The sequence below is a fragment of the Enterococcus alishanensis genome, from assembly GCF_019218635.1.
In the GTDB taxonomy this organism is placed as follows: Bacteria; Bacillota; Bacilli; order Lactobacillales; family Enterococcaceae; genus Enterococcus_A; species Enterococcus_A alishanensis.
In genome coordinates this window covers 32,920-45,569 of record NZ_JAHUZB010000001.1, presented here as the reverse complement: position 1 = coordinate 45,569, position 12,650 = coordinate 32,920, and the positions used below count along the sequence as shown (strand labels likewise).

General features: G+C 36.2%; 13 protein-coding genes. 3 read left to right on the top strand and 10 right to left on the bottom strand.

What is annotated here, in order from left to right; translation table 11 throughout:
- Positions 1-81: 81 nt before the first annotated feature.
- From secG to KUA55_RS00190, 8 genes are all read right to left on the bottom strand, one after another.
- Complete coding sequence (gene secG, locus KUA55_RS00225) at positions 82-321, bottom strand: preprotein translocase subunit SecG (protein WP_218324160.1); 240 nt, start codon at positions 319-321, stop codon at positions 82-84.
- A gap of 81 nt (positions 322-402) precedes the next feature.
- Complete coding sequence (locus tag KUA55_RS00220) at positions 403-678, bottom strand: GNAT family N-acetyltransferase (protein WP_218324159.1); 276 nt, start codon at positions 676-678, stop codon at positions 403-405.
- 8 nt (positions 679-686) lie between these two features.
- The gene (locus KUA55_RS00215; RefSeq protein WP_218324158.1) at positions 687-950 is read right to left on the bottom strand and encodes a (4Fe-4S)-binding protein; all 264 of its coding nucleotides are present in this window, start codon (positions 948-950) and stop codon (positions 687-689) included.
- A gap of 127 nt (positions 951-1,077) precedes the next feature.
- Positions 1,078-1,569, bottom strand: a complete 492-nt coding sequence (locus KUA55_RS00210; protein WP_218324157.1) for a gamma carbonic anhydrase family protein — start codon at positions 1,567-1,569, stop codon at positions 1,078-1,080.
- Between the two features lie 159 nt (positions 1,570-1,728).
- Positions 1,729-2,958, bottom strand: coding sequence for an aminopeptidase (locus KUA55_RS00205; RefSeq protein WP_218324156.1), 1,230 nt, complete (start codon positions 2,956-2,958; stop codon positions 1,729-1,731).
- A gap of 11 nt (positions 2,959-2,969) precedes the next feature.
- On the bottom strand, positions 2,970-4,472 hold the full coding sequence (gene yjeM, locus KUA55_RS00200) for a glutamate/gamma-aminobutyrate family transporter YjeM (protein ID WP_218324155.1): 1,503 nt from the start codon (positions 4,470-4,472) through the stop codon (positions 2,970-2,972).
- A gap of 459 nt (positions 4,473-4,931) precedes the next feature.
- A complete protein-coding gene (locus tag KUA55_RS00195; RefSeq protein WP_218324154.1) occupies positions 4,932-6,686 on the bottom strand; it encodes an ABC transporter ATP-binding protein in 1,755 nt (584 codons plus the stop codon).
- Positions 6,683-8,413: an ABC transporter ATP-binding protein gene (locus tag KUA55_RS00190; RefSeq protein WP_218324153.1), complete on the bottom strand. Its 1,731-nt coding sequence runs from the start codon at positions 8,411-8,413 to the stop codon at positions 6,683-6,685. The genes KUA55_RS00195 and KUA55_RS00190 overlap by 4 nt, the downstream gene beginning before the upstream one ends.
- 434 nt (positions 8,414-8,847) lie before the next feature.
- Here KUA55_RS00190 and KUA55_RS00185 point away from each other — a divergent pair, with 434 nt between their 5' ends.
- The 3 genes from KUA55_RS00185 to KUA55_RS00175 all read left to right on the top strand — a co-directional run bounded on the left by KUA55_RS00185 (position 8,848) and on the right by KUA55_RS00175 (position 11,536).
- Positions 8,848-9,060 carry a DNA-directed RNA polymerase subunit epsilon gene (locus KUA55_RS00185; RefSeq protein ID WP_218324152.1) on the top strand — a complete coding sequence of 71 codons (213 nt, stop codon included), beginning with the start codon at positions 8,848-8,850 and terminating at the stop codon, positions 9,058-9,060.
- A 2-nt stretch (positions 9,061-9,062) separates the two neighbouring features.
- A complete protein-coding gene (gene rnjA, locus KUA55_RS00180; protein WP_218324151.1) occupies positions 9,063-10,736 on the top strand; it encodes a ribonuclease J1 in 1,674 nt (557 codons plus the stop codon).
- Between the two features lie 287 nt (positions 10,737-11,023).
- On the top strand, positions 11,024-11,536 hold the full coding sequence (locus tag KUA55_RS00175; protein ID WP_218324150.1) for a TetR/AcrR family transcriptional regulator: 513 nt from the start codon (positions 11,024-11,026) through the stop codon (positions 11,534-11,536).
- 43 nt (positions 11,537-11,579) lie between these two features.
- Here the strand turns inward: KUA55_RS00175 and KUA55_RS00170 are convergent, their stop codons facing one another.
- Both KUA55_RS00170 and radC read right to left on the bottom strand, forming a co-directional pair.
- A complete protein-coding gene (locus tag KUA55_RS00170) occupies positions 11,580-11,780 on the bottom strand; it encodes a cold-shock protein (protein ID WP_218324149.1) in 201 nt (66 codons plus the stop codon).
- 157 nt (positions 11,781-11,937) lie between these two features.
- Complete coding sequence (gene radC, locus KUA55_RS00165) at positions 11,938-12,624, bottom strand: RadC family protein (RefSeq protein ID WP_218324148.1); 687 nt, start codon at positions 12,622-12,624, stop codon at positions 11,938-11,940.
- Between the last annotated feature and the right edge of the window lie 26 nt (positions 12,625-12,650).

Genomic DNA, 12,650 nt, shown 5'->3' with positions numbered 1-12,650 from the left:
TCTTTACCTTTATACTATTGATAATCATACTTGATTTTTGCTAGAAAACAAAATAAAAAAAAGCCTCTCATCATGAGAAGCTTAGTTACTTGAAATATACATTAGGGCAAAAAGTAAAATCATCCAGACAGCACCTAAAATAGCTGTTGATCGCTGCATGACTGCTTCAAATCCGCGGGCTTTTTGTTTGCCGCCGAAAAGTTGATCTGCACCGCCAGTAAATGCACTAGCTGCACTATTCTGTTTACTTGGTTGCATCATAATCGTAATCACAATGATAACTGACAAAACCAAAATAGTTCCTAAAATAATATTATACAAAAAAAGAGACCTCCTTTTTCCAAACTTTCTCAATGATACTTTAGCATAAATCAATAAGTTTGGCTAGAGGACTCTTTTTGATTATTTTCTTAAGACGTCGTCGTATTCAGGTTTTTCAGCAAATTCTTTTTTTGCAAATGGGCATAATGGAATAATTTTTTTGTTGTCACGACGAGCTTTTTCTACACCAGCAGCAACAAGTTTTTCTGCTAATTTTTGACCACGGTAAGTTGGATCTACGAAAGTATGGTCAATAATCATAATTTCTGGGCCTGCATCAGACCAAGTCATTTCACCCGCTTCAATACCATCATCATTAATTAAGGCAAAACGATTTTTTTCTTCTTTGATTTCCATCTTGTTTCCTACTTTCTAATATATTTTAGCGCACCACTGGGACAAGTATTTACTACTTGAACCGCATTTTCTGCTGGACCATTGTCGGCAATAATCCAAGGACGGCGGCCTACTTCAAAAATTTCGGGATTTCCCCGTACACAATTACCAATGTGGGCACAGATATCTTTATTGTAATAAATGTCGACATCTTTACCAACATATTTACGGTAGCCATTTTCTAGCAAACTTTCTTCTGTAACTGGTTCTTGATCAAATTTACTTGCATCCATTCAGGCTCACTCCTTTTTTTTCATTATAGCAGACCCAAAAAAAAATGAATAACAAACGTCCTCATAATCTGAATCAATTTTAGGAATCTTTTTTCAGAAAATCTGAAGAAAAATAAGGATATTTCACTCATTGATTCTGATATTTTGGATAATTTCCATTTTTATAAGCTTCACCAGCCTCATAATAATGTTGGGCATTTTCTCGATTTTTGGTTATTTCTTCTGGCGTGAGTGGACGAATGACTTTAGCTGGCCGACCAAAAGCCAAGACGTTTGGTGGAATCACTTTGCCTTCCGTTACTAAAGAGCCTGCACCAATCAAACTATTCTCACCAATTACCGCCTCATTTAAAATGGTCGACCCCATGCCGATTAGCGCACCTGATTGAATTTCACAACCATGAATAATGCAACCATGGCCAATTGTTACGTAATCATCAATTTTAACCGGTGCATGATGATCGACATGAATAACTGTCCCATCTTGGACATTTGTCATTTCACCAATTTCAACTTTATTACTGTCACCGCGTATCACACTTTGAAACCACACTGTGCTTCCCCGGCCAATAGTTACGTCACCATAGATACTCGCATTCTCAGAAATATAATTTTTCATGTCTTCACCTCATTCTTATCATACAGCTTTCTAGTGATAAACAAAACGGTTAGCTTAATCCCAAAAACTTTAGGAGAAATTAAATTCCCCTCCTCAATCTAACCAAAAAAGCCACCGACAAAATCTTTTACAATTTTGCCAGTGGTTTATCAATTAACTTTAAGCCCAGTTTCCGTTACGGAAAATCGGTACTTTTGTTCCATCGTGACGAATACCGTCAACATCCATCTTATCTGAACCAATCATAAAGTCTACGTGGTTTTTCGAACGATTCAAACCTTTGGCATCTAATTCTTCTTCAGTCATGTCAACGCCGCCTTGTAAGTTAAAGGCATAAGCATTTCCAATCGCTAAGTGATTCGAAGCATTTTCATCAAATAAGGTACTAAAGAATGTAATACCTGATTGCGAAATTGGGGACGGATCTGGTACTAAGGCTACTTCACCTAAATGTTTTGAGCCTTCATCCATTTTCACTAAGTTTTTCAGAACTTCTTCCCCTTGATCAGCTTTTACATCGACAATTTCACCATCTTTAAAGGTTAATTTAATACCGGTAATGACTTGCCCTGCGTAAGCTAACGGTTTTGTTGAAGAAACGACACCATCAGCCACACGCGCATCAGGAGCAGTGAATATTTCTTCTGTTGGCATATTTGCCATAAATTCAAAACCTTTTTCATTAATACTACGGGCGCTATCCCAAAGATGGCCTTCTGGTAAGCCAACCGTCATATCCGTCCCAGGTGCTGTATAATGTAACGCTTTGAATTGTTCTTTGTTCATCATATCAGCTTTTTCCCGCAATAATTTTTCATGGGCAACCCAAGCTGCGATTGGATCGTCTTCATAAACTTTCGTCGCTTTAAAAATTGCGTCCCATAAGGCATCTACTTGTTGATCTTCTGGTAAATCTGGAAAAACTTTTTTTGCCCAGCCAGCTTCAGAAGCTGCTACGACTGTCCAAGAAATTTTATTAGCAGCTGCAACTTGGCGCAAACCAAACAATAATTTACGATCATAATCTTGATAAGCCGCAATTTTGTCAGTATCAACTCCGGCAAAAACACCCGGGTCTTGTGAGACTACACTGATACGCGTCATTCTTTGGTCAACTAATTGATCCATTTCATCCATCTTATATTGGGGAACTGCTCGTAAATCTTCAATGTCCATACTTTCTACTTGGGCTTTCAAGATCACATCATCATTCCAACGAATAATCACTTCTTTGGCACCTAATTCATAAGCTTTTTTGACAATTAAACGTGCCAGTGGTGCTTGATTTACAGAAATATCCAGTTGAATCAAATCACCTTTTTGAATGTTGACCCCTGTTTTAACAATTAGATTCGCATATTTTTCTAAATTCTTTTGAAAATTTTCCATTCTTTACACCTCTAGTTTTGGCTAGCTTGTTTTTTTTCATAGCGACTAAACATGACTAAGGCAATCACACCAAAGATTACCGGGCCGGCAATTGACCAGATTGTATCTGAAATCATTCCTTGAGTAGCTGGTTGAATGATTGTAAATACATTGGCAAAACCTACCACGAAAGTAACCACTACTACAGCCAGCGTCGTCATACTCTTCGTTTTATAAATTTCAAATGGCTTATGAATTTCTGTTTTCTTCTTAAATCCTAAGAAAGCAATTGATAAGAACATATAAGGAATTGTCATCGACACGTTAGTCATCGAAACCAATACTTGGAAGAAGGCTTGCGCGCCACGTCCCCCAAATGATACTAATGCGATCATTGCGATTACAATACCTGCTTGTACTCGCATAGCGTTAATTGGCATATCATTTTTAGATTTGGTTAAGAATTTAGGCCAAACTTCTTTTGGTGTTCCTTCGATCAACTGTTTTAATGGAGAGAAGATCAATGTGAAGAAGGCACCAGTTAGAGATAGGAACATTGAAAGACCCATGTAACGAGATACCCAGAGACCAATTTGTACAGCCGCAGCTTCAGATACGCCTAATGCGTGACCTAATTGGTAACCCATATTGTTCATCATGATATACGCTACGTTTCCTAACGTTACTTCTGTATCACCAGGAAATTGGGTAAAAGTAAATTGCCAGTTAGTAAATGTACCAACCATGAAAATACCGACTGCGTAACCTACCGCAATAACGATTGCCGAAATAGTTACCCCTTTAGGGAAAGTCTTTTCTGCATTTTCAGTTTCATCAACTAAACCACCAACAACTTCTAGTCCCCCATAGGCGAAGATAGCAAATACCAAGAAACTAAAGACAGAAATCATACTAGTGTAGTTGGCATTTGGTGAAGTCACGAAAGCTTGCGCTGAAACAGGCTCAGCCATTTGACCATTTAAAACTAAGATAACCAATCCACCAACAAATAATACAACGTTAATCAATGCTACGGCAGTTCCGCCGATTGAGGTTACCTTTTTGATACTATCCAAACCTTTTGAGGATACAACTGTAATTAAAATAATCCATAAAATACCTAAAACACCTAATGTTTGCACCCCAGATAGACCCAGTGGTGACCAAGTTTGGGTTTGGTCAGTTCCGAAAATAGCATTAGATAATGGAATCCAAATCCCTGTACCAACGTTTACCATCCAAACGATATAAGATGCATACCACATGAATGTTCCAACGAAAGCGAATTTTGGATTAAAAGATTCTGCCATCCAAACATAAATACCACCTTTACTGTCTTTAAAAGCAGCACCATACTCAGACAACATAAAAGCAAATGGCAAGAAGAAAGTGATGGCCGCTAAAATGTACCAAAGAATTGATGCGTAGCCCATTAAATAAAAGGCCCGTGTAATATTAGTGAAACCAAATACTGAAGTAAAAATCATTAAGATTAGAGAAATCAGAGTCAGTTTCTTTTTCGTTCCATTCGACATAATTAACCCTCCAAATTATCATAATTATTGCATGAGTCTTTTTAAATAAAATCCTCCTTTTTAAAAAATTTGACTCATTTTATTGCTGATTTAATACTAAATAAATTTTACCCTTTAATTGTAAGGGCTTTCAAGGTTATCCGCTGACTTTTTAGCAAAGCATAATCGAAGTAAATAAAGCGATTATAGTTTTCTTTAAATTGAACTTGTTATCATTCGCTTTTTCTATCTTAAGGTATTTTTAAATCTTTCAAAAATCCCGAATTGATGAGCTTTTCAGAATACCGAAAAATATTTAGAAAATTTTGGAAATAGAGAACGGAAAACTTAAAAAAAAATGAAACCTTATCACGAAATACTCATAAAAAAAAGAGTTAACCATATTTTCTTATGATTAACTCTAAAAATAATTAAAATATTTTTATTTTTTAAAACTCCTGGTTAGAATCGCTTATTTTTTTAATCTTCCGCAAACTGGCTGTTATAAAGTTTTTCATAGAAGCCACCCTTTGCTAATAAACTTTCATGTGTCCCATGTTCTATGATAGAGCCCTCTTGCATCACTAAAATTAAGTCTGCATCACGAATCGTTGATAAACGGTGGGCAATCACGAAGCTTGTCCGCCCCTGCATCACTTTTTCCATCGCTCTTTGAATCAGACCTTCTAGTCGTGTATCAACTGAACTAGTAGCCTCATCTAAAATCAAAATTTTCGGATCAGAAATAATCGCTCGTGCAATCGTTAATAGTTGCTTTTGCCCCAAGGAAACATTGTCACCTTCAGAATTGATTTCCATTTCATAGCCACCTGGCATTGTACGAATAAAATGGTCAACGTTAGCCGTTTTTGCTGCATCAACAACTTCATAATCAGTTGCGTCTAAACGACCAAAACGAATATTATCAGCAATCGTTCCTTCATACAGCCAAGCATCTTGCAACACCATACCAAAGATAGATCGAACATCAGAACGATTCATTTCTTGAGAATTCACGCCATCAATTAATATTTGACCACTGTCGATATCGTAAAAACGCATTAATAAATTAATTAAGGTTGTTTTACCAGCACCAGTCGGACCAACAATCGCGACCGTTTCACCGGCTTTTACTTCAAAACTCAAGTCCTCAATCAATGGTTTTTTCGGATCATAACTAAATTGCACGTGATCAAAAACAACATTCCCAGAAATTTTTTCTGGTAGCGGCAAATCATGGGCATTTTCAATTTCTTCTGGTTCATCCAAAATGTCAAAGACCCGTTTGGCAGAAGCGGAAGCACCTTGGATCATTGATGACAATTGCGTAATTTCACCCATTGGTTGGCTGACTTGCCAAATATATTGGATAAAAGCTTGTAACTGACCTACTAAGATCACACCACTAATAACATTCCAGCTACCTAAGACAGCCATGGCAATATAAGTGCCGTAAGCTGTTAATTGAACTAGCGGCTGCATAATAGAAGAGACAAAGTTTGCTCTGAATCCATATTTACGCAGACGGTGATTGACTGTATTAAAACCTTGCAAGGCTTCTTTTTCACGACCATAAACCTTCAATACATTAAATCCAGTCATATTTTCTTGAACATAGCCATTCATATCCCCAAGTGAGTTTTGCATTTCTTGGAAATCTTTTTGAGAAATTTTCACAATAAAGGTTGAAATTACTAATGATGCTGGAATCATAATCATTGAGATTAGAGCCATCGTCGGATTGATGTAAAACATCATCGCCAGCCCAAAAATGATTCCTAGAACAGCATTGATACTTCGGATAGTTGCTTGTTGCATCGCGTTACTTACTGCATCTACGTCATTAGTTACCCGTGACAAAATATTTCCTTGTTGATTGCGATCAAAATAAGAAACTGGCAAGCGATTGATTTTTTCTTCAATTTCTTCCCGTAAATCTCGCATCGCACTTTGGACAATATTTGCCATCAGCCAGTTAGAACCCAACTGAGTGCCACTGTAAATGAGACCGACAACGATGATCCAAACGATAATTCTAAAAATATAATCGAAGTTAACACTTTCACCTTCACTAATATTTTTAGCAATTTCAGTTGTTGGCAAGCCAGATAAATAAGGACTTAATGTTCCTAAAACTAAAGCTATCACGGTTAAAATTAAAACGATAATAAACGTAAATTTGTAAGGATTCAAATAGCTGAAGAGTCGTTTTAGTGAATGAATTGATTTTCTCATGCCAATTCCTCCTCTGATAATTGTGAAGAAGCAATGTCATAATAAATTTCACAAGATTTCAATAATTCTTGATGGGTCCCTTCCCCCACTACAACACCTTCGTTTAACACAATAATTTTATCTGAATGCATAATTGTTCCGACCCTTTGCGCCACAATCAGAACAGTTGATTCAGTGGTTTCTTTTTTCAAGCGGGCTCTTAAATTCGCATCAGTTTGATAATCTAAAGCAGAAAAACTATCATCAAAGATATAAATTTCTGGTTGGCGAATCACTGCTCGGGCAATCGCTAGCCGTTGCTTTTGACCACCAGAGAAATTGCTACCGCCTTCAGATAATTTTTCATCAAAGCCTTTTGGTTTTTTACTGATGAAGTCTGTTGCTTGGGCAATATCGGCTGCTCTTTGCATCTCTGCTTTAGTAGCATCGTCTTTCCCAAAGCGTAAATTATCTGCAATGGTTCCAGTAAATAACTGGGCCTTCTGTGGAATATAACCAATTTTTTGCCGTAAATCTTTTAATTTATAATCTCGCACATCGATGCCATCTACTAAAACTTGACCATCTGTAACATCATAAAAACGTGGAATCAATTGGATTAATGTAGATTTCCCAGAGCCTGTACTCCCAATAAATGCTACTGTTTCCCCTGGTTTGGCTGTAAAGCTGACATTTCTAATCATCGGACTTTCTGCATGTCCAGGATAAGCAAAGGTAACATTTTTAAACTCTAAATATCCTTTTTCAGTTGACTGAGTAATTCCTTCAGGATTGTCTTGCACATCTGGAATCATATCAAAAGCTTCTTGAATCCGTCCGGCAGAAACATTTGCACGAGGGTACATCATGAATACTGAGGCAAACAACATAAATGAAAACAGTGCGTGGAAGATATATTCAATAAAAGCGATCAAGGTTCCGACTTCTAGTGAACCGACATTGATTTGAATTGATCCATTCCAAATAATCAAGACCATCACGATATTAAATAGGAAGTAAAATCCCGGTTGTGCCACAGCCATTAAATGGAAGAGACTTTTTGAGCTATTAGCATAATCATCATTTACTTTTCTGAAACGTTTTTCTTCGAATTTTTCGTTTACAAATGCACGAATTACTCGTAAGCCTGACAAGTTCTCCCGTAAAATACCGTTAATGTTATCTAGGTTTTTTTGTTGCTTGGTTGATAAAGGTTCAGAGTATTTCGCAATTAGCACTACAGCTAAAAGTAAAATTGGCAGAGCTCCTAAAACGAAAATCCCTAGACTCGGACTAGTTCGAACAATTAAATACAAGCTGGCACCAAACATCATCGGCGTCATGAATCCTGTATTTAGAATATTTTGCATAAACAACATAATTTGATACGCATCATTTGTCGTTCTTGTAATTAATGAAGAAACACCTAATTTTTCAAATTCACTATGAGAAAAAGTTTGAATTTTTTCAAATAGGTCATCTCGAATATCCGCTACTATATTAGAAGTGATTCGAGAACTAAAATAGCGTAATCCAATATTCATTAATACGCCAAGAATAGTAATGGCGATCATCCAAAGGCCCATTTTTTGAACATAGTTAAAATCATTTTGATTGATCCCTTTATCAATCATCATCGCCAAAATTGTTGGCAAACCTAATTCAATTAAAATGAAACCAAACACACAAATAAAATCAAACAACAGCAACTTCTTATAACGCCAAGTATAGCGCCACATTAATTTCATCAAATTCCTCCTTTTTCGATCAAATAAATCTTTTCCATTGATTTATTCTCTTTTTTAAGGCGGGAATACCCCAATTATTTGAGATGAAAAATCAAAAATTGAAGCCAAAAAATCTTTTCTACCGCAATATTTCCAATATATCACAAAAAATATCGGAATGCTCACAATTTTCCCAAATGAAATTATTTCTGAAAATTTTCTTAAATTCCATTTGACCCGCCTTGTTTCTATACATCTAACAACTTCTATGCTAAAATACACTTACTTGTTGTATCAAACAGACAACACAACGGTGAAAATATTTTTACAAATAAGAAGCAAAGACGAGGCTTCTTCTCAACTCTTTAGTCTACTAAAAGTCTGAGTATAAAAAATTAGGTGGCCGACGCCCCTCATTTTGTCGTGGATAAATTTATTTAAAAGGAGATTTTCAAATGATTTACAAAGTTTATTACCAAAAAACCAAGGATCGTAATCCAAAAAGAGAACAAACTTTATCACTTTATATTGAAGCTGATAACGAAGAACGCGTGCACGATTTAATGCGCGAAAATACCCCATTTAACGTGGAATACATCCAACTTTTAGAAGGCAATCATTTAACTTACGAGCAAGAAAATGCCGACTTTAAGCTAACGGAGTTTTAATAATGAAACTCTCGCTTAAAAATAATGAAACTGGGGTTTTTGCCCTAGGTGGACTTGGCGAGATTGGGAAAAATATGTATGGGGTTCAATTTCAAGATGAAATTATCATCATTGATGCTGGAATAAAATTTCCGGAAGATGATCTTTTAGGAATTGATTATGTCATTCCCGATTACAGCTATGTCGTACAAAATATTAACAAAGTTAAAGCTTTAGTCATTACTCACGGACATGAAGATCATATCGGTGGTGTACCTTACTTATTAAAACAAGTAAATATTCCAATTTACGCAGGTGCTTTGGCATTAGCATTAATCAAAAATAAATTAGATGAACATGGTCTATTACGGGATGCTGAATTACATGAAATTGATGAAGATACGGTGATTCGTTTCCGTAAAACTTCAGTCAGCTTCTTTAGAACCACTCATAGTATTCCAGATCCATTAGGCGTAGTTGTTAAAACACCTTCAGGAAACATCGTCGAAACCGGTGACTTCAAATTTGATTTCACGCCGGTTGGACAACCTGCCAACTTACACAAAATGGCTCGTTTAGGTGAAGAAGGCGTCTTATGTTTAATGTCTGATAGTACCAACGCGGAAGTGCCAACCTTTACAAAATCAGAACAAACCATTGGTCATTCGATTTTGCGAATCGTTGAAAAAGTTCCTGGCAGAATCATATTTGCCACTTTTGCTTCAAATATCAATCGTTTGCAACAAGCCGCTGAAGCTGCTGTTGCGACAGGTAGAAAAATTGCCGTCTTTGGACGGAGTATGGAAAATGCGATTGTTAATGGTCGAAACTTAGGCTATATTACAGTGCCAGAAAATACTTTCGTTGATGCTTCCGAGATTAATCGGATGCCAGCCAATGAATTATTAATTTTATGTACTGGCTCACAAGGAGAACCGATGGCTGCTTTGTCACGAATCGCTAACGGTACCCACCGACAAATTCATATTCAACCTGATGATACAGTAATTTTTTCTAGCTCACCGATTCCAGGAAATACGACAAGTGTCAATCATCTGATCAATTTACTATCAGAGGCTGGCGCTGAAGTGATTCACGGAAAAGTCAACAATATTCATACCTCTGGTCATGGGAGTCAGCAAGAGCAAAAATTAATGTTACGTTTAATGAAACCAAAATACTTCATGCCAATTCACGGTGAATTCCGGATGTTAAAAATTCATACTGGCTTAGCCCAAGATACTGGTGTTCCAGAAGAAAATTGTTTCATGATGGAAAACGGCGATATGTTGGCATTAACAGCTGATTCCGCTAGAAAAGCTGGTCATTTTAATGCTAGTGATGTTTATGTTGACGGTAGCGGAATTGGCGATATCGGTAATGTCGTTTTACGTGACCGCCGAATCTTATCTGAAGAAGGATTAGTTTTAACTGTGGCGACCATCGATTTAGAAAAACGTGAAATTTTAGCTGGACCGGATATTTTGTCTCGCGGATTTGTTTATATGCGTGAATCAGGTGATATGATCAATGAAGGTCAAAGAATTTTATTCCGCGCATTAGTAGATGCTTTAAATGATCCAAATTGTACGGAAGCAAAATTAAAAGAGGCAATGGTAGGTGCCATTCAACCATTCTTATTTGAACAAACTGAGCGTCATCCGATGATTTTACCAATGATTATGACTCCAGATTAATAATAATTCTAAAAAACACTGATTGCTATCAAGCACTAGTGTTTTTTATTTGTTTTTTGATATTTTTAAAAAACTCTGATCTACTACGCGATCCTTTATTTTATTGTAGGATATCTGCTGATTAATCAGTAAATTAACTACACTACGCAATTTTTATCTTTAATTCATTGAAAACTTTATTGACAAATTGCAAAAAAAATTAGAGAATAAAAAATAAGAATGAGATAGATTTCATAATCTTGTTATTTTTTTGAATTATTCTAGAAAAGTTTAGGAGATGATTGTTCATGGTAAGGACCAAACGTGTGCAACGAAATCATATTATTGATGGCGCATACAAATTAATTATCAAAGATGGTTTCAAAAAGTTTCATGCTCGTAATATTGCTCAGCAGATTCCTTGCTCCACACAACCAATTTATCGCGAGTTTGAAAATTTATCCGAATTAAAAACAGTGCTAACCAGTCGTGTTTTAGCTAAATACACTGATTTTTTAGATGATCACCTACCAAATTCTTTAGATCAACTAACAAATGTAATTGTTGATTACAGCCTTGATTATCCTGAGGAATTTCAACGTTTCTTTTTACAAGATAATGAAACAATGATTCAAATCAAAGAGGCCACTAAAAAATACTTTGATCAGCTAGATTTAAAGCATTCTTATGATAATACGCAAGCATTTGATTTATATTGGCAATATATCATTGGTAAAGCTGCTTTAGCTGGCCAAGACAGATATTATGCCAACTGCGACGAACGTAGCCAAGAATTGATCAAACTTTTATTGAGCAATTAAAAAAACCTTAGGAAAATTCCTAAGGTTTTTTGATTGCATTAAATTATGCTTTGTTAACGTTAGTTGCTTGAGGTCCGCGATCGCTATCTTCAACGTCGAATGTTACTGCTTGACCTTCTTCTAAAGTTTTGAAACCGTCGCCTTGGATAGCTGAGAAATGTACGAATACATCGCTACCGTCTTCGCGAGTGATAAAACCAAAACCTTTTTCTGCGTTAAACCATTTTACTGTACCTTGTTCCATGAATAATATCCTCCTCGTGCTAAAGCACTAATGATTGTAAAGTTTGCCCGTGTACGATAGAGGTAATACCTGTATACCAACTCTCATCCAAACCAAACAAAAAATTACATTTATAGTTTAACATTTTCTATTATGACATTGCAAGGGCTGTCATCAATCATTCCCAATAATTTTCTTCACGTAAACTAAAATATTTTAAGTCTCCTACAATAATATGATCCAAAATCTCAATCCCAATCAGTTCTCCACATTGCCGAACCCGTTTAGTAAATGCCAAATCATTCTGAGATGGTGTAGGATTTCCAGAGGGATGATTGTGAGCCAAACAAATTTTTGCTGCACTTATTTTGACTGCTTCACGAAATATTTCTCTTGGATGGGCAATCGATTGATTCAACGAACCAATAAAAATAGTTTTTTGACAAATGATTTCATTTTTAGTATTGAGATACAACGCCATTAAGTGTTCTTGCTGGAAATCTTTTAACTCATTAATAAAAAGCTGACCCATTGCAAAACTCGATTGGGCTTTACCTAGTTTAGGCTGTAAGGAGCGATTGATCCGAAAACCAAATTCCATAACAGCCTTTAATTCCACCGCTTTAGCCTTTCCGACCCCTTTAAATTTCATTAATTCCGTAATACTTGCTTGTTTTAGCTGATATAAGTCTGGGATTTCTCGTAAAATTTCGCCTGCCAAATCCATCACATTTTGATCTCTTGAGCCACTTCGCAAAATAATTGCTAATAATTCTTGATCCGTTAAATAGCGTTCGCCCACTTCAATCAAACGTTCTCTCGGCCATGAGCTTTCTGGTAGTTCTTTCAGTAAAAATTTTGCCATCAAAAAACCTCCTCTACGTCTTTAAT

Coding starts and splice junctions, on each gene's coding strand:
- KUA55_RS00190 (WP_218324153.1), bottom strand. CDS start 8,413: ATGAAATTAATGTGGCGCTATACTTGGCGTTATAAGAAGTTGCTGTTG.
- KUA55_RS00185 (WP_218324152.1), top strand. CDS start 8,848: ATGATTTACAAAGTTTATTACCAAAAAACCAAGGATCGTAATCCAAAA.
- rnjA (WP_218324151.1), top strand. CDS start 9,063: ATGAAACTCTCGCTTAAAAATAATGAAACTGGGGTTTTTGCCCTAGGT.
- KUA55_RS00170 (WP_218324149.1), bottom strand. CDS start 11,780: ATGGAACAAGGTACAGTAAAATGGTTTAACGCAGAAAAAGGTTTTGGT.
- KUA55_RS00220 (WP_218324159.1), bottom strand. CDS start 678: ATGGAAATCAAAGAAGAAAAAAATCGTTTTGCCTTAATTAATGATGAT.
- KUA55_RS00215 (WP_218324158.1), bottom strand. CDS start 950: ATGGATGCAAGTAAATTTGATCAAGAACCAGTTACAGAAGAAAGTTTG.
- KUA55_RS00210 (WP_218324157.1), bottom strand. CDS start 1,569: ATGAAAAATTATATTTCTGAGAATGCGAGTATCTATGGTGACGTAACT.
- yjeM (WP_218324155.1), bottom strand. CDS start 4,472: ATGTCGAATGGAACGAAAAAGAAACTGACTCTGATTTCTCTAATCTTA.
- KUA55_RS00195 (WP_218324154.1), bottom strand. CDS start 6,686: ATGAGAAAATCAATTCATTCACTAAAACGACTCTTCAGCTATTTGAAT.
- radC (WP_218324148.1), bottom strand. CDS start 12,624: ATGGCAAAATTTTTACTGAAAGAACTACCAGAAAGCTCATGGCCGAGA.
- KUA55_RS00175 (WP_218324150.1), top strand. CDS start 11,024: ATGGTAAGGACCAAACGTGTGCAACGAAATCATATTATTGATGGCGCA.
- KUA55_RS00205 (WP_218324156.1), bottom strand. CDS start 2,958: ATGGAAAATTTTCAAAAGAATTTAGAAAAATATGCGAATCTAATTGTT.